The organism is Stagnihabitans lacustris (genome assembly GCF_025950525.1).
Lineage (GTDB): Bacteria > Pseudomonadota > Alphaproteobacteria > Rhodobacterales > Rhodobacteraceae > Stagnihabitans.
Window position 1 is genome coordinate 56,392 of the sequence record NZ_JAPDGS010000009.1, and the last position, 26,201, is coordinate 82,592.

The following is a 26,201-nucleotide window of genomic DNA, read 5'->3' on the forward strand; positions in this document are numbered from 1 at the left end:
CAGGTCCGCACCGGGCGATGTCGCGGGTCATGGGATCACCTTGCCGGGGTTCATCAGGTTATCAGGGTCCAGCGCCGCCTTGACCTGACGCATCACCGCCAGCGCCACAGGGTCCTTGCGCCGCCGCATCGAGGCCAGCTTCGACAGCCCCACCCCATGTTCGGCCGAAAAACTGCCGCCCAGCTCTTGCACCACATCCTCCACCGCTTCGATCACCGCGTCGTAAATCCCCTCACGCGACGGATAGACCGTGAAATGCAGGTTGCCATCGCCCAGATGGGCCACCGTGATCGTCTCATACCCCGGGTCCAGCGCGGGCAAGCGCGCCTCGATCCGGGGGAAGAATTCGGCCACGGCCTGCAGCGGCAAAGAGATATCCGTGTCGATCGTCGGCTGACGCGAATTCATCACCTCTGCCGCCAGTTCGCGCCGTTTCCACATGGCAAGCCGCTGGCTGTCCGATTGCGCAATCTCGGCGTCCAGCACCTGACCGGCTTCGGCCATCTCGCCCAATGTGTCCTCTAGCAGAGCCTGCAGCGGCACCCGGCCCTCGGCATCGACCAAAGCATCTCGCGGCGCGGTTGAGGCGAGTTCCACCAGGATATTCACCTCATGCATCTGCGCAAAGGGCTGGCGGATGTCGGGGCGATGGGCGGCAAGGCGCTCCATATAGGTGCGCGGCATGAACTCGAAGGCCTCGACCAAGCCGCCAGAGACCTCTTGCAGCCGGTTCAGCATCGACAGGGCGGCAGGCAGGTCGCTGACGGCGGCAAAGGCCGTGGCATAGGCGCGCGGCCGCGGCACCAGCCGCATCGTGGCCGCGGTGATCACGCCCAGCGTCCCCTCGGCGCCAATGAACATCTGGCGCAGGTCATAGCCCGCGTTGTTCTTGTGCAACTCACTCATCAGGTTCAGCACGCGGCCATCGGCCAGCACGACCTCCAGCCCCAGACAAAGGCCCCTTGTGGAGCCATAGCGGACGACGTTCGAGCCCCCCGCATTGGTCGACAAAACCCCGCCGATCATCGCAGAGCCCCGGGCGCCGAACCACAGCGGGAAATACAGCCCTTCGCGCTCGGCGGCGTCATGCAGGCTTTGCAGGATCACCCCGGCCTCGACCACGGCCACCCTTGCATCCGCCCGCAGCGCGCGGATGCGGTTCATCCGTTCCACCGAGATAAACAGCCCGCCCTCGGTCATCGCCCCCCCGGTCAGCCCCGTCAGGCCCGAGACCGGGATCACCGGCACGCCATGGGAGGCCGCCAACCGCACCACGGCTGAGACCTCGTCGGTAGTCCCGGGCCGCGCCACCGCACAGGGCTTTGTCTGGTAATGGCCCGACCAGTCATGGGTATAGCGGTCCAGCCCCGCGCCGGTTACGACATTCTCGGGGCCCAAAAGGGCGGTCAGCGCGGTCAGAAAGCTCATTTCATCTGGTCCAGCAGGGTCAGCACATCGGGGCCCAGCCCCTCGACAATCTTGGTGACACCCTCGGCATTGGGGTGCAAGCCGTCGGGCTGCAGAAAGGGCGCCAGCCGCGCCGGATCGGGCGGGCTGCCCAGCAAGGGCGCATAAAAGCCCGGGTTCAGCGCGACCTGATACTTGGCCGCCAGGTCCGCATAGATCGCATCAAAAGCCGCCTGGTAATCCGGCCCCAGGTTCGCCGGCGCCTGCATGGCCACCAAAAGCACCGGGATGCCGCGGTCCTCTGCGCCCTGCAAGATCGCCTCAAGGTTCGCCTTCGACGCCTCGGGCGGCAGGCCGCGCAGCATGTCGTTGCCACCCAAAGCCACGATCAGCCCGCCCACGTCCGGCGACAAGGTCCAGTCCAGCCGCGACAGCCCCCCCGCCGTCGTATCCCCTGACACGCCCGCGTTCATCACCGTCACATCGGCGCCCTTTCCGTCAAGCCAGGCCTGCAGCTGCGGCACCAGACCCTGACCATCCGCCAGCCCATACCCCGCCGTCAGGCTGTCGCCCAAGGCGGCAATCACCGGCTCCGCCACGGCGGGCAGGGCACTTACACCCAATAGTAACGCAAGCGTGAGATTGCGGATCGTCCTTGCGGACCCATATGTCAGGCGAAAGAGGTGATGCATGGATGTTCTTGAACTCGATGGGGTGCGGTTGACGCTGGATGGCAATGCCGGGCCGGTGGAAATCCTGCGGGGGATCGACCTTAGGGTCAAGGAGGGAGAGAGCCTGGCGCTGATCGGGCCCTCTGGTTCGGGCAAATCTTCGTTACTGATGCTGATGGCGGGCTTGGAAAAGGCCACGGGGGGGCGGGTTGCGGCCCTGGGCCAGGATCTGGGCGCGATGAACGAGGACGCCTTGGCGCGGTTTCGGCGCGGGCGGATGGGGGTGGTGTTCCAAAGCTTTCACCTGATCCCCACCATGACGGCCCTGGAAAATGTCGCGGTGCCGCTGGAGATTGCGGGCGTGACTGACGCCGCGCGTCTGGCCGCCGAAGAACTCGACGCCGTGGGCCTTGGCGCCCGCAAGGGGCATTATCCCAGCCAGATGTCGGGGGGTGAGCAACAGCGCGTGGCGCTGGCTCGCGCCTCGGCGGGGCGGCCGAAGCTGTTGTTGGCGGATGAGCCGACGGGGAACCTGGATCAGGCGAATGGCGCCTCGATCATGGACCTGCTGTTCGGCCTGCGCGACCGGCATGGCGCGACCCTGATCATGGTGACACATGCGCCGGAACTGGCGGAACGCTGCGACCGGGTGGTGCGCATGGCCGATGGACGGCTGGCCCCCGGAGATCTGGCATGAGGCTGGCTCTGACCCTGGCCGCGCGGGAGATGCGCGGCGGGCTCTCGGGCTTTCGCGTTCTGATCCTGTGCCTGACGCTTGGCGTGGCGGCGATTGCCGCCGTGGGGTCCTTGCGGGCGGCCATCGAGGCGGGGTTGTCGGATCAGGGCGCGGTGATCCTGGGTGGCGACGCCGAGGTGTCGTTCACCTATCGCCGGGCGGAACGCGAGGAGCTGGATTGGATCACCTCCAAGGCCGACAAAGTGTCAGAGGTGCTGACCTTTCGGTCTTTGGCCGTGGTGGGGCAGGATCAGGCCCTGACCCAGGTCAAGGCGGTGGATCAGGCCTGGCCCTTGCTGGGCACGGTCGGTCTGGATCAAGGCACGCTGGAACAGGCCTTTGCGCCTGTGGACGGCATCCCCGGCGCGCTGATGGAGAAGCTTCTGGCCGACCGTCTGGGCCTAAGCGTTGGCGACCGGTTCAAGATGGGCGCGCAAGAGTTCCGCTTGGGCGCGCTGATGCTGTCCGAACCCGACAGCGCCATGGCGGGCGTGGGTCTGGCGCCGAAAACCGTGGTGCGCTCGTCAGACCTTGGGCAATCCGGCCTTTTGGCGCCGGGGTCGATGTATGAAAGCCATTACCGCATGGTCACGGGGCGCGATCTGGACGCCACCAGGGCCGAAGCCGAGACGCGCTTTGCCGCCAAGGGGCTGGACTGGACCGACCGCCGCAACGCCGCCCGCGGGGTGGAGCGTTTTGTGGAACGGCTGGGGTCTTTCCTTGTGCTGGTCGGCCTGGCGGGCCTGGCCGTGGGCGGCGTGGGTGTGGCGTCGGCCGTCCGCGCCTGGATGGAGCGGCGGGTGGCGACAATTGCCACGCTGAAGGTCTTGGGTGCCGAAAGCGGCCTTGTGGCACGGGTTTACCTGATCCAGATCCTGGGCATCGTGGCCTTGGGCACCCTGCTGGGCCTGATCCTTGGCGCCGGCGCCTTGCGGGTCGTCTTGCCCTTTCTGACCGCGCAGCTGCCCTTTCCCGTGACCATCGGCCTTTACCCCCGGCCCCTGCTGGAGGCCGGGTTCTATGGCTTGGTGACGGGGATGCTGTTCGCGCTTTGGCCTTTGGCGCAGGCTTTGCGACAGGGGGCGGCGGCGCTGTATCGTGGCGCGGGGCGGCTGTGGCCGGGGGCGGGATGGCTTGCGGTCCAGACCGTGTTGCTGGTGGCACTGGTGGGCGGCGCGGTCTGGTTCTCGGGCAACTGGATGCTGACTTTGGGCACTTTGGGCGGGGTGGCCGCGGTCTTGGCGGTGCTGTGGGCTTCGGGCTGGGCCTTGGCGCGACTAGCCCGGCGTCTGGCGCGCAGCCGGATGGTCAACGGCCGGCCCGGGTTGCGGCTGGCGCTGGCCGCCGTGGGCGGTCCGCGGTCCGAGGCCATGTCGGTCGTGCTGTCGCTGGGCCTTGGCCTGTCGGTGCTGGCCGTCGTGGGTCAGATCGACGAGAACTTCCGCCTGGCCATCGCGCGCGACCTGCCGACCCGGGCGCCGTCGTTCTTTTTCATCGACATCCAGCCCGATCAGACCGAGGCCTTTATCGCCAAGATGACCGGCAACCCCGCCGTCACCAAGGTCGAATCCGCGGCCATGCTGCGGGGCGCGGTGGTGGCGATCAATGGCGCGAAGCCCACGCAGGATCACTGGGTCTTGCGCGGCGACCGGGGGATTTCGCTGGCCGATGCCATGCCCGAGGGCACCGATATCGCCGAGGGCGCCTGGTGGCCCGAGGGGCTGACCGGCGCGGCGCAGGTCTCTTTTGGCGCCGAGGAGGCGCGGGAAATCGGGCTGAAACTGGGCGACCGGCTGACGCTGAACATCCTTGGCCGCGATATCGAGGTCACGGTGACATCCTTGCGCAATGTCGACTTCTCTAATGCCGGGATGGGTTTCGTCATGGTGGTGAACAAGGCGGCGCTGGCGGGGGCGCCTTATACGTCGATCGCCACGGTCTATGCCGGGGCCGAGGCCGAGGCGGCCTTGTTGCGCGACACCGCCCGGACTTGGCCAAACATCACCGCGATTTCGGTCAAAGAGGCCATCGCCAAAGTGGTCGAGGCGCTGACCGCGGTGGCCACCGCCACGGTGGCGGCGGCGGGGGCGGTGCTGATCGTGGGGCTTGTGGTGCTGATCGGCGCCGTGGCCTCGGGCGTGCCGGCCCGGGTGCGCGAGGCGTCTATCCTCAAGGTCCTGGGGGCCACGCGCGGCGCAATCCTGGCCAGTTTCGCGCTGCGGGCGGCGATCATGGGGCTGGCCGCGGGGCTTGTCGCGGTGGGCGCGGGGGCGGCGGGCGGCTGGGCGGTGATGCGTCTGGTCATGGACCTGCCCTTTGTGTTCGAGCCCGTCTCGGCGGTTCTGGTCGTCTCGGGCGGGGTCGTGGTCACGCTGCTGGCGGGGCTGGCCTTTGCCGCGGTGCCGATCTCGGCCCGGCCCGCGGGGGTTTTGCGCACTGTCGAGGGGTGACGGATTTTCGTCAGTTCCCCCGGCGAAATCGCGTCAGTTCTGGAATTGCGCGTTGAAATCCGCCGGAAATGGAATAGAAGTTCCAGCGACAAAACCCGGGCTGCGGGTACAGGAGGATAACATGTTGAGATTTGGGCTTTTGGGCGCCGGGCGCATCGGTAAGGTTCACGCCAAGGCGGTGACGGGAAATCCGGCGGCCAAGTTGGTCGCGGTGGCCGATGCCATGGCGCCGGCGGCAGAGGCGATTGCCGCGCAATATGGCTGCGAGGTCCGCTCGATTGACGCGATCCTGGCCTCGGCTGACATCGACGCGGTCGTGATCTGCACGCCGACCGACACCCATGCCGACCTGATCGAGGCCTTTACCAATGCCGGCAAAGCGGTGTTTTGCGAAAAGCCCATCGACCTGTCGCTGGCCCGGGTGAAAGAGTGCCTGGCGACCGTGCGCGCCAACAAGGGCACGCTGATGGTCGGTTTCAACCGCCGCTTTGACCCGCATTTCGCGGCGGTGAAGGCCGAAATCACCAAGGGCTCGATTGGCGAGGTCGAGATGGTCACGATCACCTCTCGCGATCCCGGCGCGCCTCCGGTCGAGTATATCGCCCGCTCGGGCGGGATTTTCCGCGACATGACGATCCATGATTTCGACATGGCGCGGTTCCTGTTGGGCGAGGAAGTGACGGAAGTATCGGCCATGGCGGCGGTTCTGGTCGATCCGGCGATTGGCGTGGCGGGCGACAGCGACTCGGTTCAGGTCATGCTGAAGACGGCCACGGGCAAGATGGCGCTGATCTCGAATTCGCGCCGGGCGACCTATGGCTATGACCAGCGGATCGAGGTTCACGGGTCGAAGGGCGTCGTCTCGGCCGAGAACCAGCGGCCGGTGTCGATCGAGGTGGCCAATGGGGCGGGCTATACCCGTCCCCCGCTGCACGACTTCTTCATGACGCGCTATACCGAGGCCTATGCCGCGGAAATCGCAGCCTTTATCGACGCGGTGGCGGCCAAGACGGCGGCGGAGCCTTCGGGCGAGGACGGGCTTTCCGCCCTGGCCCTGGCAGAGGCCGCGTTGAAATCGGTCGCCTTGGGCCGCACGGTCAAGATGTCCGAGGTCTGACCCCGGGGCATTTGCGGTATGGGGCGCCCTGGTGACGGGGCGCCCTTTGCATTTGGGGGTCGGACTTGGGATGCGCCTTGGACGGCAGGGCCCCTAGGGCGTCGCAAGGACCCAGTCGGCAGAGCCCGTCGTGGTCAGGGTCAGCACCTGGCTTTCGGGCAGCGTCACGGTGCAAAGGCTGGCGCGCGCGGCGGACGCATCCTCGCACAGCACAGTGCCATCGGGCGCAACCAGACGGTAGGTCAAGGCCCCCAGGCGGATCAGCCCGATCTGAACCGGCTCGCCCCCCGCCAGTGTCAGCGTCAGGCTTTGCGCGCCGGTTTGGGCCGACACCTGCAGGAAGGCCGGCGCCGCGGGGACCTCGGCCGCCGCAAGCGCAATCGCCTCGCGCAGGGCAGAGCCCTCGGGCGCCATCTGCCGCGCCGTCTCGAACAGCGCGGCGGCGTCCAGCGCCCCCGGCAACGGCGCCTGGGCGGCGGGATCGGGCACCTTGGCGGTGGGGTTTGGGGCCAGTTCCGGGTTTACGTCCGTGGGCTGCCGCTGGGTCTCGGCCAGTTGCAGGCCCTGGATCAACCGTGCCGCGGCAAAGACCAGGACCGGGTCGCGCGCGCGGGTGCCCAGGTCCACAAGCCGATGCGCCGCGACCCAACGCGCGGCGGGGCCCTCGGGTGCGGGTGTTTCGGGTGCGGGTGTGTCTGCCGGGGCCGGTCCGCAGCTCATCGCAACCAAAAGGGCGCCACAGACCAAAGAGGGGAAATACCTGCGCATGACGCCTTGTGCCCCATTTGCCGCCAAAAGAGAAGCCGCCCCGCAGGCCGCTGGGGCTGCATGATCAAGGACCCGCAGGCCGCCAAGGCGACCGCAACGCCCCGCGCGCGTCGCCTGTCGCAAGCAGGCTTGCAGCGCCCCGCCGCCTGGGCGTAACACAGAGCCGAACGCCCAAGGCGCCAGGAGACGACCGATGCAAGCCCTGACCCGCGAGATCCTCGCCCGCCTGATCGGCTTTGACACGGTCAGCTCCAACCCCAACATGGCGCTGATGGACTATGTCCTGGGCCTTCTGGCGCAACATGGCATCGAGGCCACCTTGATCCCCGATCCTGCGGGCGGCAAGGCGAACCTTTACGCCTCTACCGGGCCGGGGGCGGGGGTCATGCTGTCGGGCCATACCGATGTCGTCCCGGTCGAGGGCCAGGCCTGGACGCGGCCTCCCTTTGAACTGACCGAGGCCGAGGGGCGGCTTTACGGTCGCGGCACCGCCGACATGAAGGGCTTTTGCGCCGCAGCCATCGCCGCCATGATCGCGGCCAAACAGCGCCCGCTGAAGACGCCGCTGCACCTGGCGCTGTCTTATGACGAAGAGATCGGCTGCATGGGGGTGCGTTCGCTGATCACCCTGCTGGAGGCCGCCCCCCAGCGCCCGCGCTTTTGCATCGTCGGAGAGCCGACCGGCTGTCAGGTCGCCACCGGCCACAAGGGCAAGGTCGCGCTGCGGGCCACCTGCATCGGGCGCGAGGGTCATTCGGCGCTGGCCCCCTTGGCGCTGAACGCCCTGCATCTGGCGGCGGAATTCATCGGGGCCTTGCGCGCCGAACAGGCCGAGATTGCCGCCCATGGCCTGAAGGACGGCGATTACGACGTGGCCTATACGACCGTCCATGTCGGCAAGATGTCGGGCGGCGTGCAGGTCAATATCGTGCCGAACAAGGCCGTGCTGGACTTCGAGATCCGCTCTTTGGCGGGCGACGATCCGGCGGTGATCATCGACAGGCTGAAAGCCCGGGCCGCGCAGATCGTGGCGGCCTATCCCGACTTCCCCGAGGCCGAGATCCGCATCGAACGGCTGTGGGATTACCCCGGCCTTGGCACGCAATCGGAGGCGCAGGTGGTCCATTTCGTCAAGTCGCTGACCGGGGCCAATGGCACGATCAAGGTGGCCTTCGGCACCGAGGGCGGCCTGTTCGACGCCCGGCTTGGCATCCCCACCGTGATTTGCGGCCCCGGCTCCATGGCGCAGGGCCACAAGCCCGACGAATATGTCACGCTGGACCAGATGACCCGCTGCGAGGCCATCTTGGCCAAGCTGCTTGACCGGCTAGAGGCAGGCTTGTGATCACACTTAACAGCCTTTCCGACCTGACCGGCTTTGACGAGATCATCGACGCCCGGGCGCCCGCCGAATATGCCGAGGATCATTTGCCCGGCGCGGTGTCGATGCCGGTGCTGGACGACGCCGAACGCGCCCGAGTCGGCACGATCTATAAGCAGGAAAGCCCCTTTACCGCCCGCAAGATCGGTGCGGCGCTGGTGGCGCGCAATGTCGCGGCCCATATTCAGGCGCATCTGATGGACAAGCCCGGCGGCTGGCGGCCCCTGGTCTATTGCTGGCGCGGCGGGCAAAGGTCGGGCAGCTTTGCGCTGATCCTCAGCCAGATCGGTTGGCGGGTCGAGACCATCTCGGGCGGCTACAAGGCCTGGCGCAAGCTGGTCGTCGAACAGGTTCACAATCAGCCCGTCACGGCCAAGGTCATCCTTCTGGACGGCAACACCGGCACGGCCAAGACGGCGCTTCTGGCGCGGCTGGCCGCCCTGGGCCATCAGGTCATCGACCTGGAAGGTCTGGCCAACCACCGCGGCAGCCTGTTTGGCGGTCAGGGCGCCCAGCCCAGCCAGAAGGCGTTTGAATGTGCCCTGGCCATGCAGCTGTCGCGGCTTGATCCGGCCCGTCCGCTGATCCTGGAGGCCGAAAGCGCCAAGGTCGGCAACCTGCGCCTGCCCGCGCCGCTGTGGGCCGCGATGCGCGTGGCCCCAAGGGTCGAGATCGCGGCCCCGCTTGCGGCCCGCGCCGCCTGGCTGACCGGGGCCTATGCCGATATCACCGCCGACCCCGCCCGGCTGATCCAGACGCTGGAGCATCTGCGCCCCTGGCATGCCCGCGAGACGATTGCCGATTGGCAGACCCTGGCCGAGGCGCGCGATTTTCCGCCCCTGGCCGAGGCTCTGATGCGCGACCACTATGACCCGCGCTATCAAAAGCACCGCGAGCGCAGCGCCCCGCCGGCCCTGACCTTGCAGACCGAAAGCCTTGACGCCCCGGCGCTTGACCGCCTTGCAGCCGAGTTCCCGCGGGTGCTGTGACGGGCCCGCCTAGTCCAGCCCCGCCTATTCCAGCGCAATCCCCGGCGCCCCGGGCACGATCTCGCCGATCACCACCGCGCCCAGGGCCTGCACCACACGGTCGGCCAAGGCCCCGGGCACCGCGGCCAAAAGCCCGCCGCAGGTCTGCGGGTCGAACAGGGCGGCCGCCCGCGGCGTCGTCAGGTCCCCGCCCGTGATCCGCCCCAAAAGCGCCGCCCGGTTGGCGGGCTCTAGCGAGGACCCGGCCCCCAGTGCCGCCAGGGCCTCATAGCCCGGCATCAGCGGCAGGGCATCCAGCCGGATGCGCGCCGCCAGGCCCGAGGCCTCCAGCATCTCCATCAGATGCCCGGCCAGGCCAAAGCCCGTCACATCGGTCATCGCATGGGCATGGGCTGACAGCACCTCCGAGGCCCGGGCCTGGTCCTTGGCCATCTCGGCCCAACAGCTTGCCACGATCTCGCCCAGCATCAGGCCCGGCACCCGCAGGCCTGCCATCTCGGCGGCCAGGATCGTCCCGGAGCCCAGCGGCTTGGTCAGCACCAGCACATCGCCCACCCGCGCCCCGCCCTTGGTCACGGGGCGTTCGGCCAGGCCCGTGACGGTGAAGCCCACGACCAGCTCGGCGCCTTGGGCCGAATGGCCGCCCACCACATCGGCCCCTGCGGCGGCAAAGACCTCGGCCGCGCCGCCCATGACCTCGGCCAGCATCCGGGCTTGCAGCGCCTCTGATCCGCGGGGCAAGGTGATCTGCGCCAAGGCCACCTGAGGCCGCGCGCCCATGGCCCAGACATCGCCCAGGGCATGAACCGCCACCAGCCGCCCCATCAGACGGGGGTCATGGGTGAACCCGCGCAGATGGTCGGTCGTCAGGACCTGCACCCCGCCCACCACCCTCAGCACGGCCGCATCGTCGCCCGGACCGGACAGGACCTCGGGGCGCGCGGGCGCGGGCAGGGCGGCGCGCAGGGCCACCAGCGCCCCCGGCCCCAGCTTGGCGCCGCAGCCGCCACACAGCGGGCGGTTCCCCATCGCCTCGGCCAAGCCTGCCACGGGCGGCAGGGCGGGCGGCTTCATCACCGGACCCTGGTCAAACATCGCCATGAAGCGCCGGTCGATCCGGTCCTTCAGCCGCCAAAGCCCCGGGCCGCGCGCCGCCATCCCCCATTTCACCGCCAGGGCCCGCCGGTCGCCCAAGGACACCAGCTTCAGGTAATCGCGCTGCGGGTGAAAGTCGCGCAAGGCGTCCCCCGTCAACCGCGCTTTCAGATTGGCCAACAGCACCGGCGCCGCGCGCACCGCGAAGACCCCCGCCTTGGGCCGCGGCGCATGGGGCATATGCGCGCAATCGCCCACCGCAAAGACCGCAGGGTCCGAGGTCTGCAGCCGCGCATCCACCGTCACAAAGCCCGCTTCCAGGGCAAGCCCCGTCGTCGTTAGCCAGGCCTGGGGACGCCCACCCGCCACCGACAGCGTGAAATCCGACCCGATCAGCCCGCCATCGGCCAGCCGCAAGGCGCCGGGCGGGGCCTCGACCGGGACGCCTTGCAAAAACCGCACCCCGGCGCGTGACAGCTCGGCCAACAGCGCCTCGCGGCCCGGCTGACCCTGCAAGGGCGGGGCGCGGTCGACCAGCGTCACCTGGGCGCCGGGCAGGCGATGGGCCGAGGCCAAGGCCAGTTCCACCCCGCCCAGCCCCGCGCCGATCACCGTCACCCGCGCCTGGGCCGGAGCCGTCGCCACAAACCGCTCCCAGGCCTCGGCATAGGCGCCCAGCGGCTTGGCCGCATGGGTCGCAAGCCCCGCCAGGTCCGAGGTGATGCCCACGTCGATCGAGGCCAGGTCATAGTCGATGGCCGGGCGGCCCTGCAGATGGATGCGCCGCGCCGCAAGGTCGATCCCGGTGACACGGTCCAGGATCAGCCGCGCCCCGGCCAGCCGCGCCAGCCGCACCAGGTCGATCAGGATCTCGTCCCGGCGGTAATGGCCCGCAATCAGCCCGGGCAACATGCCGGTATAGGGCGCCACGGGGTCAGGGTTGATCAGCGTCAGGCGCACGCCGGGCAGGGGCGCCATGGCCCAGGCCCGGGCGACAAGGGCATGGGCATGGCCGCCACCGATCAGCACAAGATCCTGGACAAGCGGCAGGTCGGATTGAAAGTTCTGCATCCGCCAACCCTATCGCCAAGCCGGGGGCGTTGCCACAGGCCTTTGCGGGCGCTAGTCCTGTCCCATGTCGCAACGCCCCCGCATCGAAGTCCGCCAAAGCCTGCGGTTAAAGCTGACCACCGGGCTGCACACCGCCATTCAGGTCCTGCGGATGGACGGTCCCGCCCTGGCCCGCCACCTGGAGGAACAGGCGGCCGAGGTTCCGGGCCTTGTGGTCCGGCCGCCGATGCCGCGCGACTGGCTGCCGCGCTGGACCGGGGTGTTCGAGGGCGAGATCGCGGCGCCTGCGACCTCGTCGCTGATGGGGCATGTGCTGGGGCAGATCGACTTGCGCATCAAGGGGGCCGCGCCGCGGCGCATCGCCCTGGCCCTGGCCGAGGCGCTGGGGCCGGCTGGCTGGCTGGAACGGTCGGTGCCCGCGGTCGCGCGCGACCTGGGCGTGCCGGTCGTTGCGGTCGATGCCGTGCTGGTGCAGTTGCAAGAGATTGAGCCGACAGGGATATTTGCCCGCGACCTGGCCGATTGCCTGCGGCTTCAGGCGGCCGAGGCCGGGGTTCTGGACCCGGTCATGGCCCTGATCCTGTCGCGTCTGGACCTGCTGGCGCGGGCCGATTTCGCGGCTTTGGCGGCGCTGGCTGCGGTCGAGGAAGCCGAGGTCCTGCGGCGGTTTCGCACCATCCGCACGATGAACCCCAAGCCCGGCGCCAGTTTCGACGACCGCGCGGCGCCCCCCCTGCGGGAGCCCGATTTGGTTTTGCGCGGTGGGGTGCTGGAGGTTTCGGGCTCGTCGCTGCCGGGGCTTTCCTTGGCCGAGGGCGCGGGAAAGGCTGCGACCTCGGCGCTGAAGGGGCTGGAACGGCTGGTGTCGGCGCGCAATGCGACGCTGTTGCGGGTCGCGCGCGAGGTGCTGGGGCGGCAAGAGGCGGCCTTGGCGGGCGGCGACCTGGTGGCCTTGACCATGGCCGAGGTCGGGGCGGCGCTGGGGCTTGCGGAAAGCACGGTCAGCCGGGTGGTGGCGGGGACCTCGGTCGATACGCCCTCGGGGGTCTGGTGGCTGCGCGCGCTGTTTTCGCGCGATATGGGCGGGGTGTCGGCGGCGGCGCTGCGGGCGCGGGTGGCGGCGCTGATTGCGACCGAGGCGCGGCCGCTGAGCGATCAGGCGATTGCCGATCTGCTGACCGGGGAAGGCGCCCGCATCGCCCGGCGCACCGTGGCGAAATACCGCGAAGAGCTGGGCCTTCCCCCGGCCTCGGGGCGGCGCTGAGAGCCCCGGGGTATACCCCGGGCTACGCCGTGGCACCAAAGCGACCTTTCGGAGGCGGTGGTGCTGGGCGGTGCGGGGCCTGGGGCTTACTCTTCGACCTTCATGACGATCTTGCCGATATGGCCGGGCGCCTCGATCCGCCAATGGGCGGCGGGGGCCTGGGTCAGGGGGAATTCGCTGTCGATCAGCACGCGGACCTTGCCGGCCTCGATCAGCGGCCAAAGATGGGTCTCCAGCTCTGCCGCGATCCGCCCCTTGGCCAGGTCCGACTGCGGCCGCAAGGTCGAGCCGGTAAAGGTCAGCCGCCGCATCATCAGCTCGGAGAAGTTCACCTCGGCCTTGGCGCCCAGCGTAAAGGCGATCTGCACAAGGCGCCCGTCATCGGCCAAAGCGGCCAGGTTCGGCTGGATATAGGGCCCGCCCACCATGCACAGGATCAGGTCCATCCCCAGCTTTTTCGCATCAGACCCCCAAGGGTCGGCGCGGTAATTCCACGCCTGCTCGGCCCCCAGACCGCGCACCACCGCCTGCTTTTCCGGCGCGCCGACGGTTGTGAAAACCCGGGCGCCCAAGGCTGCCGCGACCTGGATCGCCATGGTCCCGATGCCCGAGGACCCGCCATGGACAAGGAATTTCTCTCCGGCCCGCAGCCCGCCGCGCATCACGACATTGGACCAGACGGTAAAGGCCGCCTCGGGCAGGGCCGCGGCTTCGCGCAGCGACAGGCCGCGCGGCACCCGCAGGGCGTGGCTTTCGTGGCAGGCGGCATATTCCGCATAGCCGCCCCCGGGCAGCAGCGCGCAAACCTGATCCCCGATCTTCCAGCGCGTCACACCGGGGCCGGTTTCGACCACGGTCCCCGACCCCTCCAGCCCGGGCAGGCGCGAGGCGGTGGGCGGCGGCGCATAAAGCCCCTGGCGTTGCAGCACATCGGGCCGGTTCACGCCCGCATAGGCCAGGCGGATCACGATCTGGCCATGGCCTGGCACCGGCACCGGCACCGAACAGGGATAAAGCACATCCGGCCCGCCATGGGACGAAATCTCCATCGCCAGCATGGCATTCGACAAGCTCATCTCAGGCGCCTTTCTTGACAAATCCGGGCAGATCTTCGGCTGGTTGTGGCGCAGAAACCCTTTCCAAAAGCTTTAGCGGACCAGCCAGAAGCAGCTTGGCCAGGGGATTTTCCCTGATCCGCGCCTTGGTCTTCTCGAAGGCCATGATGCCCTCGATCCTGCGGTCGATGAAGTCGTCCAGATCCTCGGGCGCGCCCAGCCAATACAGCACCACCGCGGCGTAAACCGCCGAAAGCGTCGCGCGTTTCGTATACCAGTTCACATCGCGGGAGGTGTCGCCAAGCGCGGTCCAGATCGTGTCGGCGGTGTGCCACAGCGCCCGCGCGCCATCCCCGGCGTTCTGCGGCAGGGCGTAAAGCGCCGTTGCCCGCCGCGTGGCCTCACGGTCGGACAGCTGCAGCCTGACCCGGATCGCATGGGCCACCCGGTCGCGAAAGCGCAGCGCGGTCAGGTCCTCAGACCCCAGTTGGCGCGCCAGTTCCGCGTCGCCAAGGTGATGCCAGGCCAAGGCCAGGTCCAGCCCCCCGCGCGGAAGAAGCGCATGGGCCAGGGCGGGATCGACCCCCGAATCGGCCACCGCCGCGCGCAGGGTCGCCGGCCCCCAGCCATCGAAAACCACATGTGCCAGGGCGGCATCGACCAGGCGTTGCAGGGTTTCGGCGTTTTCCATCGGGTGGCCTCTTGCACAAAGGTGGACAAGCGGGGCTTTGACTGCTATGCGGCCCCTGCCTGCACAATCAGTGCAACTCTAGCTTAGGAAGGTGGTGAAAACCACATGCAGGTCAGCGTTCGTGATAACAACGTCGAACAGGCCCTCCGCGCTCTGAAGAAGAAACTTCAACGCGAAGGTGTGTTCCGCGAAATGAAGCTCAAGCAACATTTCGAAAAGCCTTCCGTCAAGAAGGCCCGGGAACAAGCCGAAGCTGTCCGCCGCGCGCGTAAGCTCGCCCGGAAGAAGCTTCAGCGCGAAGGCGGTATGTAAGCCGTTACACAGCTGGGGGAGCGATCCCCGAAGCCAGCCCCCGACCGAAAGGCCGGGGGTTTGTTTTTGACCGCGCCTTTGCCCGCCTGAGGGCAATTTGGCCGATCAGCGTGCGGATAAAGGGCGCGCCGCATCATTCTTTAGCGCCAAGCGGGGCTTTTGCGCCTAAGGCTGATCTGTCGCGCCCTTGCGACGGCTCTGAAAGGTCCGCGCCCCCATGCTCATCCGCTATGGCTATGACATCACCGTCTCTTGTCCGCAGGATACGCCGCTGATCACCATGATGTCGGTCCGTGACGAGGCCCGCGACGATCTGCGCATCCAGGGCGCGGTCGAGACGATGCCTTCGGTGCCCACGCGGTCTTACCGTGACATGTTCGGCAACACCTGTCGCCGCGTCGTGGCGCCGGCAGGGCTGTTCCGCCTGCGCGCCGATTGCACGATCGAGACCTCTGACCTGCCCAACACCGTGCCCGCCCATCTGCGCGAGGTTCCGGTGGCCGATCTGCCCGACCATGTGGTGTTTTACCTTCTGGGCAGCCGCTATTGCGAGACCGACCGCCTGTCGCAATTCGCCTGGGACATGTTCGGCACTGTCACCCCGGGGCAACCTCGGGTTCAGGCGATCTGCGACTATGTCCACAACCACATCCGCTTTGACTATATGAACGCCCGCGTGACGCGGACGGCCTATGAGGGGTGGCAAGAGCAAACCGGCGTCTGCCGCGATTTCGCCCATCTGGCGGTGACGCTCTGCCGCTGCATGAACATTCCGACGCGCTATGTGAACGGCTATCTGGGCGATATCGGGGTTCCCGTGACGGGGCCGATGGATTTCGCGGCCTGGATGGAGTGCTATCTTGAGGGCGGCTGGCACACCTTTGACCCGCGCAACAACAAGCCGCGGATCGGGCGGATCGTCGTGGCCCATGGGCGCGATGCGGCGGATGTGCCCTTGATCCACTCTTTTGGGCCGCATGTGCTGGAGAAATTCGCGGTCTGGGCCGATCAGGTCTGAACCGTCAAACCGTCAAGGCCGTCGTCTGCACAACCGTCCGCAAGGAAAAGCTGCTTTGCATCTGGCGCACGCCGGGCAGGCGGGCGAGATAGCGGCGGTGGATGCGGGCGAAGTCCTCGGTGTCTTCGGCCATGATTTTGATCAGGTAATCGGCCGAGCCCGCCATCAGGTGACATTCCAGCACGTCGGGGACCTTGGCGACCTCGCGTTCGAAGGCGTCCAGCAGGTCTTCGGCCTGCGATTGCAGGGTGATTTCCACATAAACCGTCGTGGGTTTGCCCATCTTGCGCGCGTCCAGAAGGGCCACATAGGCGGCGATGTAACCCTCTTCTTCCAGCCGCTGCACCCGGCGGTGACAGGCCGAGGGCGACAGGTTCACCCGTTCGGACAGTTCCGCATTGGTGACACGGGCATCCTTTTGCAGCACCCCCAGGATGCGGCGGTCGATTGCGTCAAGGGCTTCCAGCATGGGAGGATCTTTCGTCCAAGTGTCGCTTGACGCAAGGATTTCCCGAAAACGCGCGGACATGCCAGCCAGAATTCAAAACCTGATGCGAAAATCTGCGCCAAGCTGATCCCATCAGGGGTTGGCCCCCCATCAGGAGAGCGAAATGAAGATCGGTTGCCCGAAAGAGATCAAACCGCAGGAATTCCGCGTCGGCATGACGCCCGCTGCCGTGCGCGAGGCGGTGAACCGGGGTCACGCCGTGGTGGTGGAAACCCAGGCCGGCATCGGCGCGGGCTTTACCGATGCGGATTATGTGGCGGCGGGGGCCCAGATGGGCGCGGTCGATGACGTCTTTGCCGCCGATATGGTCGTCAAGGTCAAGGAGCCCCAACCGGCCGAACGCAAGCGGCTGCGCAAGGGGCAGGTGCTGTTCACCTATCTGCATCTGGCGCCCGATCCGGAGCAGACGGCGGACCTTTTGGCCTCGGGCGTTACGGCCATCGCCTATGAGACGGTGACGGATGATCGCGGCGGCTTGCCTCTGCTGGCGCCGATGTCGGAGGTCGCGGGGCGCCTGTCGCCGCAGGTCGGCGCCTGGACGCTGCAAAAGGCCAATGGCGGGCGCGGTGTGCTGCTGGGCGGCGTGCCGGGGGTTCTGCCGGCGCGGGTGCTGGTCATCGGCGGTGGGGTTGTCGGCACCCATGCGGCCAAGGTCGCGGCGGGGATGGGGGCGGATGTCACGGTGCTGGACCGGTCGGTCAACCGGCTGCGCTATCTGGATGACGTCTTTGGCGGGCAGTTCAAGAACGCCTTTGCCGATGCGGCCACGACCTTGGAGCTGGCGCGGGAAGCCGATCTGATCATCGGCGCGGTGCTGATCCCGGGGGCTGCGGCGCCCAAGCTGCTGCGCGCGGACCAGTTGAAACTGCTGAAGCCCGGTGCGGCTTTGGTCGATGTGGCGATTGACCAGGGCGGCTGCTTCGAGACGTCCCATGCGACGACGCATCAGGACCCGATCTATGCGGTCGATGGGATCATGCATTACTGCGTTGCCAACATGCCCGGCGCGGTGGCGCGGACCTCGACCTTGGCTTTGGGCAATGCGACCATGCCTTTCATGCTCGCGCTGGCCGACAAAGGTTGGAAAAAGGCATGTGCCGAGGACAAGCACCTGTTGGCCGGGCTGAACACCCATGCCGGAAAGCTGACCTATGCGGCGGTTGGGGTTGCCTTGGGGTTGCCGACGATCCCGGCGGCGGAGGCTTTGGATATGTAAGCGAAGGGCGTGCTTGCGCGCCGAAACGCAAAAGGCCCCCGGATCGCTCCGGGGGCCTTTTCCATGGGGAAGGCTTATTTCTGCAGCGAGTCGCGGATCTGCAGCAGGACGTCCAGTTCGGTCGGGCCGGCCGGCGCGGCGGGAGCCTCGGCTTCTTTCTTGACGGCGGCTTCCTTCATCTTGTTGACCGACTTGACCAGCAAGAAGACGACAAAGGCGATGATCAGGAAGTTGATCACGGCGGTCAGGAAGGACCCATAGGCAAAGACGGCGGCGCCGGCTTCGCGGGCGGCGGTCAGGCTGGCGCCCGGCACGGCATTGCCGGTCAAGACGACATAGAGGTTCGAAAAGTCGACGCTGCCGACGATCAGGCCGATCACCGGGTTGATCAGGTCGTCGACCAGCGATTTGACGATGGCGGTGAAGGCGGCACCGATGATGATACCGACGGCGAGGTCCATGACATTGCCCTTGGCAATGAAGTCCCGAAATTCCTTGATCATGTCACTGTTCCCTTATCCTGCGGCAATACCGCTGCAAAAACCGGGTTGGCTCCCGGATTGTAGCCTTCTTTGGCGCAATGCGCCGGGCCGTGAAGTGAAATTTCTTCCACCGCCCAAGAATGACTACCGAAGAGGCGGCAGGGTCACAGTTTTCATCCGGCAAGCCGCCACATCGGGGGCGCAGGGGCGGGGCGACAGGTCGCGGGTCAGGCACAGCCGCACCTCCTCGATCCGGCCATCGCCGCAAGACAGCGTGATCGACCCTTTGGGCAAGGCGGGGTTGGCCTCGTAAAAAGCCTCCTCCAGCACCGAGGGCGGGACCTGCAGGGGGGTGGTGACGCGGCCAAAGACCGGGGGGATGGTCAGACCCTGCCAGGCCTTGCGGGCGGCGGCGAAATAGGCGCGGGCGGACAGGCCCGAACAGCGGCCATGCGCCTTCCATTCGTGCCAGGCCAGACCCTGCGACTGCATCAGATCGGCCATGGCGGCGGTTTCGGCCCGGGTCGCATCCGCCACATCGGTGCGGCAATAGGACGGCCAGCCGCCCTCGTCATATTGCGGCCAAAGCCCGTGCAGGATGAAGGTCAGCCCGCGCCCCGCGTCACATTGCGGATCGTCGCGGGCATCGCCGGTTTCCGCGCACCACGAGGACGACCAGGACAGCGACAACACATAGTAGTCGAAATCCCCCGCCTTTTCGCCATCCGCCCATGCGGGAAAGGCAAAAACCCAAGCGATCAGGGCCAGTATCACACGCATTTCCGCTTCCCCTTGGGCTTTTCATCAGGTATACGGCCCCGGACTTCCCCCCGAAAACGAGAAAGTCGCGGCCCCGGTCGCAGCCGTTTTCCCGGCGCGGGAGAGATTTGTAAAGGAGTGATCCGATGTCCAAACCGCTTATGGCCAAGGCGACCGCCGTTTGGCTGGTGGAACACACGACGCTGACCTTCCGGCAGATCGCCGACTTCTGCTCGATGCACGAGCTGGAAGTGCAGGGGATTGCCGATGGCGACGTGGCGACGGGGGTCAAGGGCTTTGATCCGGTCGGCAACAACCAGTTGGACGACGGCGAGATCGAAAAGGGCCAGGCCGATCCGCTGTATCGGATGAAGCTGAAGTTCAACCCCGCCGCCGTCGGCGAGGAAAAGCGTCGCGGGCCGCGGTATACGCCCCTGTCCAAGCGTCAGGACCGCCCGGCCGCGATCCTGTGGCTGGTCAAGTTCCACCCGGAGCTGACCGATGGCGCGATTGGCAAGCTGGTGGGCACCACGAAGCCGACGATCCTTGCCATCCGCGAGCGGACCTATTGGAACATGGCCAATATCTCGCCGATCGACCCGGTCGCGCTGGGCTTCTGCCGCCAGTCGGAACTGGACACCGCCGTCCAGGCCGCCGCCCGCAAAAAGGCTGGCGATGGCGTGGTGATGACCGACGACGAACGTCGCAAGCTGGTGTCGACCGAACAATCCCTGTCGATGGGCGAAGAGGCCCGGATGCCCTCGGGGCTTGAGGCCTTTACCCGGCCGCAAGAAGAACCCAAGAAGCCCGCCGATTACTCGGACGCCGAAAGCTTCTTTAACCTGCCGCAGGATGATGGCGACGACGAGGACGACGACGATCTTTGATCGTCTTTTAGCGGAATTCGACATGAATGCCGGGCACTTCGCCCGGCATTAACTTTGTTGGCGGTTGGAAACGGGCGGGGGCCTGTGCTGTTTTCAAGGCACGCAACTGCCTGCTGGAGAACCGCTTGGCCGTCTTGTTTGAAAGTGCCGATGCCGCCGATGGCTTGTCCACCACCTATGCCATGGCGGTGGGCGATGTGTTCCGTGGCAGTCTGGGCACGGGGCAGTCGGATTGGGTCCGGATCTCGCTGGTGGCGGGGCAATCCTATGCCTTTGCCGTCATGGGGCTGGGCGCTTTGGGTCTGGGCCTGGTCGATGCGCGGCTGGTCCTGCGCGATGCCAGCGGGGCGGCGCTGTTCGGGGACGAGGACGGCGGGCCGGGGCTTTCGGCGCTGTTCACCTATGTGCCGCCGCGCGGGGGCAGCTATTTCCTGGAGGTGATCTCGCATCAAAGCGGGGCTACGGGGGCCTATGCGGCCTCGGTCGTGGTGGGCACCATGGCCTCCTTGGCACCCGAGGCCGCGGCCGGCGCCCTGCTGCGCGAGGGGGGCTCTTGGGCCGCTGCGCCGGCGCAGGCCGCGACGGTGACTTGGGGCTATGTGACCGCGGGCCCGGCCTATGATGCCAGCGGTGACAGGGCGCAGTTCGCCACCCTGACCGCGGCGCAAAAAACCGCGGTGGTGCAGGTGCTGAACGCCTATGCCGAGGTTTCGGGGGTGCGCTTTCAGCAGGTCGCGGGGGCAGAGGCCACGATCCGCATCGGCGCCTATTGGTCGCAGACCGATGGGGCGGGGGCCTATGCAAACCTGCCCGGCAGCCGGGCTGCGGCGTCAGAGGACGGGGATGTCTGGCTGAACAACGACTCGATCTCGCAGACCGCCTTGCCCCGCGGCAGCTATGCGCATTTCGCCATCTTGCACGAGATGGGCCATGCCCTTGGCTTGGACCATCCCGGCGATTACAACGCCGCCCCGGGCGAGGTCATCACCTATCGGACCCATGCGCAATATGCCCAGGACAGCACACAATACACCGTCATGAGCTATTTCGACGCCTGGGCGACCGAGCCCAATGCCCCGCGCAAGATGCCTGACACGCTGATGATGCATGACATCCTGGCGCTGCAGCGGCTTTATGGCGCAAGCTATGCGGCCCGGGCGGGGAATTCGACCTATGGGTTCAATGCGACCATGGGCGGTCCCTATGACTTTGCGGTCAACAAGGCGCCGTTGCTGTGCATCTGGGACGGGGCGGGGGTCGATACGATTGATCTGTCGGGCTTTTCCCAGGCGCAGAAGATCGACCTGACGGCGGGGCGGTTCTCGGATGTGGGCGGCTATCGCGGCAATCTGTCAATTGCGCTGGGGGTGTCGATCGAACATGCCGTGGGGGGGGCGGGGGCGGATCTGATCCTGGGCAATGGTCTGGCCAACCGGCTGACGGGCAAGCAGGGCGATGACACTTTGGACGGCGGGATCGGCAATGACACGCTGACCGGGGGGCTTGGGGCGGACCGTTTCGTCTTTGACAAGGGCGATGGCAGCGACTGGGTCACGGATTTCGACAATGCGCTGGATGTGCTGGCACTGGATGCCGATTTGTGGGGCGGGGCGGCCCTGGGCCATGCCGAGATCGTGGCGCAATTCGCCCTGTTGCGCGCCGGTCATGTCGTGCTGGATTTCGGCGTGCAAGAGCTGCATGTGCTGGGCCTGACCTCGGTCTTCGGTCTGGAGGGCCATATCGTGACGCGGTTCGGCTAGACCCCGCGTCTGGCCCGCAGCGCCGCGCCGATGGTGCCATCGTCCAGGTAATCCAGCTCTCCGCCGATCGGCACGCCCTGAGCGAGTGAGGTGAGGCGCAGGTTCAACGGCTCTAGCGCGTCGGCGATGTAATGGGCGGTGGTCTGGCCCTCGACCGTGGCGTTCAGGGCGAGGATGACTTCGGTGATGCCCTCGGTCGGGATGCGGTCAAGCAGGGCGGGGATGCGCAGCTGATCGGGGCCGACAGAGTCGATGGCCGACAGCGTGCCGCCCAGCACATGATAGCGCCCCTTGAACGCGCGGGAGCGTTCCATCGCCCAAAGATCGGCGACGGTCTCGACGATGCACAGCTCTCCGGTGGCGCGGGAGGCGTCGGCGCAGATCGGGCAGCGGTCCTGGGTGCCGATATTGCCGCAGGTCTGGCAGTCGCGCGCCTTGAGCGCCACGGTGGCAAGGGCCTGGGCCAGCGGCGCCATCAGCGCCTCGCGGCGTTTCAGCATGGCCAGCACGGCGCGGCGGGCCGAGCGCGGCCCAAGGCCCGGCAGGCGGGCCATCAGGTCGATCAGCGCCTCGATGTCGCGGGTGTCATTCATGGCAGGGCTTCGCGTCCGGGGCCAGACGCCGAGGGGCCTTCTGCCCCCCGGACCCCCCGAGAATATTTGAGCCAATGTGAAAGACGAAAAGGCGCGCCCCTGCGGCTTTGGCTTGCCGTCTGGCTGGGCGCAACCCGGGGGCGGGGCGCCAGAAAAGTGGGGGGCCAGAAAAGCGAGGCGCCAGAAGAGCGGCCTTGCATCTTAGAACGGAAGCTTCATATCGGCGGGCAGGCCCATTTCGGCCATCAGGCGTTGCATCTCCTGCTGGCTGCGGGCCACGGCGCGGGATTGGGCGTCGCGGATCGCGGCCAGGATCAGGTCTTCGATGACCTCTTTTTCGCTGGGGATCAGGATGGAAGGGTCGATGTCCAGGCCCGTGACCTCTCCTTTGGCGGTGGCGCGGGCTTTGACGAGGCCGGCGCCAGCCTCGCCGATGACGACGATCTTGGCCAGATCCTGTTGCAGATCGGCCATTTTCGACTGCATGTCCTTGGCGGCCTGCATCATCTTGGCCATGTCGCCAAGCCCGCCCAGATTGCCCAAACCTTTCAGCATCGCCGTCTCCCTTTCGTTCTGGTTGGGATAGCAGATGGGGCGGGGGCCGGGAAGGGTCAAGAGCGGCCAGGCCCCAAGCGCGATGGGCCGGGGCTGGGGGCTTGGGTCAAGCTGCGTAGCCCGGGGTATACCCCGGGGCTTCGACAGATCAGCCCTCTTCGAACGGGTCCCATTCGTCTTCGACCTCGGGCAGGGATTCGGCCTGGGCTGCGGCGGCCAGTTCCTCGGGGGCGCGGATTTCGGTGATCCTTGCGCCGGGGAAGGCCTGAAATATCGCTTGCAGCATCGGCGTTTCCATCGCGCGGGCGCGGGCGGCGGTCTGCACCGCGTCGCGCGCCTCGGAGATGGTCGGCGCGCCGCCCGTGGAGACCACCGACACCCCCCAGCGATTGCCGGTCCAGCCCTGCAGCCGGGCCGAGAGGCGGGCGGCAAGGTCGGGGGCGGCGTCGCTTGTCGGCTCGAACTCGATCCGGCCGGGGGCATAGCGGGCAAGGCGGAGGTGGCTTTCGACCTCGACCAACAGCTTCATGTCGCGCTTTTCGCGGATCAGGGCGACGACCTGGTCAAAGGTCTGATACAGCGTCTGGGCATCGGTCTGCAGCGCCAGGGCATGGGCGCCCGACATTATGGGGCCCCGCGCCGGCGCCCGGGTCATGGGGGAATGCAACGGCCTGCCAAGGCCGGGACCGGAGGGCGCGCCACCGGCCGGGGCCGCGCCGGGTTGGACGTTGCGCAGGTGACGGATCAGGGTCTCGGGATCGGGCAGATCGGCCACATGGGTCAAGCGGATCACCGCCATTTCGGCCGCCATCATGGCATTGGGGGCCTGGGCGACTTCCTCCAGCGCCTTCAGCAGCAGTTGCCACATCCGCGACAGGCTGCGCAGCGGCAGGCCCTTGGCCATCTCGGCGCCGCGGGTGCGTTCGTCGGGCGACAGCGTCGGGTCCTCCGAGGCTTCGGGGGTGATCTTGGTGACGGAAACCCAATGGGTGATTTCCGCCAGGTCGCGCAGGATCGCCAAGGGGTCGGCGCCATCGGCATATTGTGCGGCCAGTTCGGTCAGGGCCTGGGGCGCCTGGCCCTTCATGATCATGTCGAACAGGTCCATGACGCGGCCGCGGTCCGCCAGGCCCAGCATGGCGCGGACGGCATCGGCCTGGACCTCTCCGGCGCCATTGGAAATCGCCTGGTCGAGCAAAGAGGTCGCATCCCGCGCCGAACCCTCGGCCGCGCGGGTGATCAGGCCAAGCGCGCCATCGGTGATCGTGGCGCCCTCGCCCCCGGCGATCTTGCGCAGCAGGCCCATCATCACCTCCGGCTCGATCCGTTTCAGGTCGAACCTTTGGCAGCGCGACAGGACCGTCACCGGGACCTTGCGGATCTCGGTGGTGGCAAAGATGAACTTCACATGCTCCGGCGGTTCTTCCAGGGTTTTCAGCAGCGCGTTGAAGGCCGCGGTCGACAGCATATGCACTTCGTCGATGATATAGACTTTATACCGGGCCGAGGCCGCGCGGTAGCGCACCGAATCAATGATCTCGCGGATGTCGCCCACCCCGGTGCGGCTGGCGGCGTCCATCTCCATCACATCGACATGGCGGCCTTCGGAAATCGCCCGGCAGGGCTCACACACAAGACAGGGTTCCGTCGTGGGGCCGCCCTTGCCATCGGCGCCTACGCAATTCAGCCCCTTGGCGATGATCCGCGCGGTCGTGGTTTTGCCCGTCCCGCGGATGCCCGTCATGATGAAGGCATGGGCGATCCGGCCCGCCGCGAAGGCGTTTTTCAGCGTGCGGACCATGGCTTCCTGGCCCACCAGGTCGGCGAATGTCTCGGGCCGGTATTTGCGGGCAAGGACGCGGTAGGCGGGATCGGTCATGGGACTTCCTGGGATTCGCAGGCGCACAGGTTATGGGCAGGGGGCGCCAAGGTAAACCTGCCTTGCGGCCGTCAAGGGTTGAACTGTCATGCTTATGGGGCAAGGTAGGGGCATGACCCTGGACAATCGCCCCTATGAAAGCCTGTCGATCGGACACCACGCGGAATACCGCCGCCTGGTGACGTTTGACGACCTGTATGTCTTTGCCGCGGCCACCGGCAACCACAACCCGATGAACCTGCCGGATCAGGACCTGGACGGCGACGGTATGCGCGAAAGCCGGGCTCCGGCGACCTTTGTGGCGGCGATGGTGGCCACGACGCTGGGGAATTACCTGCCGGGGCCGGGGACGACCTATCGCAGCCAGAGCCTGCGGTTTCACGGCGTGGCGCGGGTGGGGGACGAGCTGGTGGCGCGGGTCACGGTGACGGGCCTGTCGGGCGGCGTGGCCGTGCTGGCGACAGAGGTCGCCTGTCGCGGGGTGATCATCGCCGAGGGTGAGGCCGAGGTGAACGCGCCCGACCACGAGATATCCTTTGACGACAGCGCTTTGCCCGGCCTGATCGTGCAAAGCCACCGGCAATTCGAGGCGATTCTGGCGCGGGCGCGGGGCCTGGCCGCCTTGCGGACGGCGGTGGTCTGGCCTTCGGACGCGGCCTCTTTGGCGGGCGCCTTGCGGGCGATGGAGGCGGGGTTGATCACGCCCCTGCTGATCGGTCAGGGCCTGCGCGCCTTGGCTTCGGGGCTGGGCCTGGACCTGACCGGCGCCGAGGTGATCGAGGCCGCCACAGACACAGAGGCCGCGGCTTTGGCGGTGGACCTGGTGCGGCAAGGCCGGGCGGGCGCGGTGATGAAGGGGCATCTGCACACCGATACCCTTTTGCGCCCGATGCTGGCGCGCGAGACGGGGTTGCGGACGGGGCGGCGGTTTTCCCATGTCTTTGTCATGGATGTGCCGGGGGTGGATCACCCGATCCTGGTGTCGGATGCCGCGATCAACATCGCGCCCGACCTGGAAACCAAGGTGCAGATCACGCAAAACGCCATCGACCTGGGCCAGCGGCTTGGGATTGCCTGCCCCCGCGTCGCCGTTCTGTCCGCGGTCGAGGTGCCGACCCCGGATATGCCCTCGTCGATGGATGCGGCGGCTTTGGCGGCCATGACCGGCGGGCGGATCACCGGCGGCGTGGTCGAGGGGCCCTATGCCATGGACATCGCCGTGAACCCCGCGGCCGCGCGGGCCAAGGGCGTCACGGGCCTGGTGGCGGGGCGCGCCGATGTGCTGATCGTGCCCGGGATCGAGGCCGGCAATATCCTGGTCAAGCTTTTGACCCACCTGGCCCATGCCGAGGCGGCCGGTCTGGTCATGGGGGCCTCTGTGCCGGTGATCCTGACAAGCCGGTCGGACGGGATGACGGCGCGGCTGGTGTCCTGCGCTTTGGCGGTGTTGCAGGCGCGGGCCTGAGGACAAAGACCAAGGGCGCGCATCGGTCGCATGGGCAGGGCGCAGAAAACCGGCTAAGCAGGGGGCAGGCGG

Annotated in this window: 24 protein-coding genes; 12 read left to right on the plus strand and 12 right to left on the minus strand. The window is 67.3% G+C overall.

What is annotated here, in order from left to right; translation table 11 throughout:
• Positions 1 to 27 precede the first annotated feature (27 nt).
• Together NX862_RS17045 and NX862_RS17050 are read right to left on the minus strand one after the other, a co-directional pair.
• On the minus strand, positions 28 to 1,428 hold the full coding sequence (locus NX862_RS17045; RefSeq protein ID WP_264495139.1) for an FAD-binding oxidoreductase: 1,401 nt from the start codon (positions 1,426 to 1,428) through the stop codon (positions 28 to 30).
• The gene (locus NX862_RS17050) at positions 1,425 to 2,099 is read right to left on the minus strand and encodes an arylesterase (RefSeq protein ID WP_264495140.1); all 675 of its coding nucleotides are present in this window, start codon (positions 2,097 to 2,099) and stop codon (positions 1,425 to 1,427) included. Before NX862_RS17050 ends, NX862_RS17045 begins: the two co-directional genes overlap by 4 nt.
• Here NX862_RS17050 and NX862_RS17055 point away from each other — a divergent pair.
• From NX862_RS17055 to iolG, 3 genes are all read left to right on the plus strand, one after another.
• The gene (locus NX862_RS17055) at positions 2,098 to 2,775 is read left to right on the plus strand and encodes an ABC transporter ATP-binding protein (RefSeq protein WP_264495141.1); all 678 of its coding nucleotides are present in this window, start codon (positions 2,098 to 2,100) and stop codon (positions 2,773 to 2,775) included. The genes NX862_RS17050 and NX862_RS17055 overlap by 2 nt on opposite strands.
• Entirely contained in the window at positions 2,772 to 5,264 is a 2,493-nt protein-coding gene (locus NX862_RS17060) for an ABC transporter permease (RefSeq protein ID WP_264495142.1), read from the plus strand. The genes NX862_RS17055 and NX862_RS17060 overlap by 4 nt, the downstream gene beginning before the upstream one ends.
• Before the next feature lie 121 nt (positions 5,265 to 5,385).
• Positions 5,386 to 6,381 (plus strand): inositol 2-dehydrogenase, encoded by a 996-nt coding sequence (iolG, locus tag NX862_RS17065; RefSeq protein WP_264495143.1) that lies wholly within the window; start codon positions 5,386 to 5,388, stop codon positions 6,379 to 6,381.
• 93 nt (positions 6,382 to 6,474) lie between these two features.
• Here iolG and NX862_RS17070 read toward each other — a convergent pair whose 3' ends face one another.
• Complete coding sequence (locus NX862_RS17070; protein ID WP_264495144.1) at positions 6,475 to 7,149, minus strand: hypothetical protein; 675 nt, start codon at positions 7,147 to 7,149, stop codon at positions 6,475 to 6,477.
• Positions 7,150 to 7,342: 193 nt separating this feature from the next.
• Here NX862_RS17070 and argE point away from each other — a divergent pair, with 193 nt between their 5' ends.
• Both argE and mnmH read left to right on the plus strand, forming a co-directional pair.
• Positions 7,343 to 8,494 (plus strand): acetylornithine deacetylase, encoded by a 1,152-nt coding sequence (gene argE / locus NX862_RS17075; protein ID WP_264495145.1) that lies wholly within the window; start codon positions 7,343 to 7,345, stop codon positions 8,492 to 8,494.
• A complete protein-coding gene (gene mnmH / locus NX862_RS17080; protein WP_413694586.1) occupies positions 8,494 to 9,519 on the plus strand; it encodes a tRNA 2-selenouridine(34) synthase MnmH in 1,026 nt (341 codons plus the stop codon). Before argE ends, mnmH begins: the two co-directional genes overlap by 1 nt.
• A gap of 24 nt (positions 9,520 to 9,543) precedes the next feature.
• Here mnmH and NX862_RS17085 read toward each other — a convergent pair whose 3' ends face one another.
• Complete coding sequence (locus NX862_RS17085; RefSeq protein ID WP_264495147.1) at positions 9,544 to 11,685, minus strand: slr1591 family oxidoreductase; 2,142 nt, start codon at positions 11,683 to 11,685, stop codon at positions 9,544 to 9,546.
• Between the two features lie 64 nt (positions 11,686 to 11,749).
• Here NX862_RS17085 and NX862_RS17090 point away from each other — a divergent pair, with 64 nt between their 5' ends.
• On the plus strand, positions 11,750 to 12,949 hold the full coding sequence (locus NX862_RS17090; RefSeq protein ID WP_264495148.1) for an RNA polymerase factor sigma-54: 1,200 nt from the start codon (positions 11,750 to 11,752) through the stop codon (positions 12,947 to 12,949).
• Between the two features lie 86 nt (positions 12,950 to 13,035).
• On the opposite strand, the gene NX862_RS17095 is transcribed toward NX862_RS17090, so the two are convergent.
• The gene (locus NX862_RS17095) at positions 13,036 to 14,025 is read right to left on the minus strand and encodes an NAD(P)H-quinone oxidoreductase (RefSeq protein ID WP_264495149.1); all 990 of its coding nucleotides are present in this window, start codon (positions 14,023 to 14,025) and stop codon (positions 13,036 to 13,038) included.
• A gap of 1 nt (position 14,026) precedes the next feature.
• The gene (locus NX862_RS17100) at positions 14,027 to 14,695 is read right to left on the minus strand and encodes a COQ9 family protein (RefSeq protein ID WP_264495150.1); all 669 of its coding nucleotides are present in this window, start codon (positions 14,693 to 14,695) and stop codon (positions 14,027 to 14,029) included.
• 105 nt (positions 14,696 to 14,800) lie between these two features.
• Here NX862_RS17100 and rpsU point away from each other — a divergent pair, with 105 nt between their 5' ends.
• Together rpsU and NX862_RS17110 are read left to right on the plus strand one after the other, a co-directional pair.
• A complete protein-coding gene (rpsU, locus tag NX862_RS17105; RefSeq protein ID WP_168775914.1) occupies positions 14,801 to 15,007 on the plus strand; it encodes a 30S ribosomal protein S21 in 207 nt (68 codons plus the stop codon).
• 217 nt (positions 15,008 to 15,224) lie between these two features.
• On the plus strand, positions 15,225 to 16,025 hold the full coding sequence (locus NX862_RS17110; RefSeq protein ID WP_264495151.1) for a transglutaminase-like domain-containing protein: 801 nt from the start codon (positions 15,225 to 15,227) through the stop codon (positions 16,023 to 16,025).
• 4 nt (positions 16,026 to 16,029) lie between these two features.
• Here NX862_RS17110 and NX862_RS17115 read toward each other — a convergent pair whose 3' ends face one another.
• Positions 16,030 to 16,494 (minus strand): Lrp/AsnC family transcriptional regulator, encoded by a 465-nt coding sequence (locus tag NX862_RS17115; RefSeq protein ID WP_264495152.1) that lies wholly within the window; start codon positions 16,492 to 16,494, stop codon positions 16,030 to 16,032.
• A 142-nt stretch (positions 16,495 to 16,636) separates the two neighbouring features.
• Between NX862_RS17115 and ald the strand changes: the two genes are divergently transcribed.
• Entirely contained in the window at positions 16,637 to 17,749 is a 1,113-nt protein-coding gene (ald, locus tag NX862_RS17120) for an alanine dehydrogenase (protein ID WP_264495153.1), read from the plus strand.
• Between the two features lie 74 nt (positions 17,750 to 17,823).
• Here ald and mscL read toward each other — a convergent pair whose 3' ends face one another.
• On the minus strand, positions 17,824 to 18,252 hold the full coding sequence (gene mscL, locus NX862_RS17125) for a large conductance mechanosensitive channel protein MscL (RefSeq protein ID WP_264495154.1): 429 nt from the start codon (positions 18,250 to 18,252) through the stop codon (positions 17,824 to 17,826).
• A 123-nt stretch (positions 18,253 to 18,375) separates the two neighbouring features.
• The gene (locus tag NX862_RS17130) at positions 18,376 to 19,011 is read right to left on the minus strand and encodes a ribonuclease T2 family protein (RefSeq protein WP_264495155.1); all 636 of its coding nucleotides are present in this window, start codon (positions 19,009 to 19,011) and stop codon (positions 18,376 to 18,378) included.
• A gap of 125 nt (positions 19,012 to 19,136) precedes the next feature.
• Between NX862_RS17130 and NX862_RS17135 the strand changes: the two genes are divergently transcribed.
• Positions 19,137 to 19,877, plus strand: a complete 741-nt coding sequence (locus NX862_RS17135; protein WP_264495156.1) for a DUF1013 domain-containing protein — start codon at positions 19,137 to 19,139, stop codon at positions 19,875 to 19,877.
• Positions 19,878 to 20,002: 125 nt separating this feature from the next.
• Positions 20,003 to 21,637 carry a M10 family metallopeptidase C-terminal domain-containing protein gene (locus NX862_RS17140; protein WP_264495157.1) on the plus strand — a complete coding sequence of 545 codons (1,635 nt, stop codon included), beginning with the start codon at positions 20,003 to 20,005 and terminating at the stop codon, positions 21,635 to 21,637.
• Here the strand turns inward: NX862_RS17140 and recR are convergent.
• The 3 genes from recR to NX862_RS17155 all read right to left on the minus strand — a co-directional run bounded on the left by recR (position 21,634) and on the right by NX862_RS17155 (position 24,664).
• Positions 21,634 to 22,230 carry a recombination mediator RecR gene (recR, locus tag NX862_RS17145; protein ID WP_264495158.1) on the minus strand — a complete coding sequence of 199 codons (597 nt, stop codon included), beginning with the start codon at positions 22,228 to 22,230 and terminating at the stop codon, positions 21,634 to 21,636. The genes NX862_RS17140 and recR overlap by 4 nt on opposite strands.
• 201 nt (positions 22,231 to 22,431) lie before the next feature.
• Positions 22,432 to 22,785 (minus strand): YbaB/EbfC family nucleoid-associated protein, encoded by a 354-nt coding sequence (locus NX862_RS17150; RefSeq protein ID WP_264495159.1) that lies wholly within the window; start codon positions 22,783 to 22,785, stop codon positions 22,432 to 22,434.
• A 148-nt stretch (positions 22,786 to 22,933) separates the two neighbouring features.
• Positions 22,934 to 24,664 carry a DNA polymerase III subunit gamma/tau gene (locus NX862_RS17155; RefSeq protein ID WP_264495160.1) on the minus strand — a complete coding sequence of 577 codons (1,731 nt, stop codon included), beginning with the start codon at positions 24,662 to 24,664 and terminating at the stop codon, positions 22,934 to 22,936.
• A 112-nt stretch (positions 24,665 to 24,776) separates the two neighbouring features.
• Here NX862_RS17155 and NX862_RS17160 point away from each other — a divergent pair, with 112 nt between their 5' ends.
• Entirely contained in the window at positions 24,777 to 26,129 is a 1,353-nt protein-coding gene (locus NX862_RS17160; protein WP_264495161.1) for a bifunctional enoyl-CoA hydratase/phosphate acetyltransferase, read from the plus strand.
• The last annotated feature ends 72 nt before the right edge of the window (positions 26,130 to 26,201 follow it).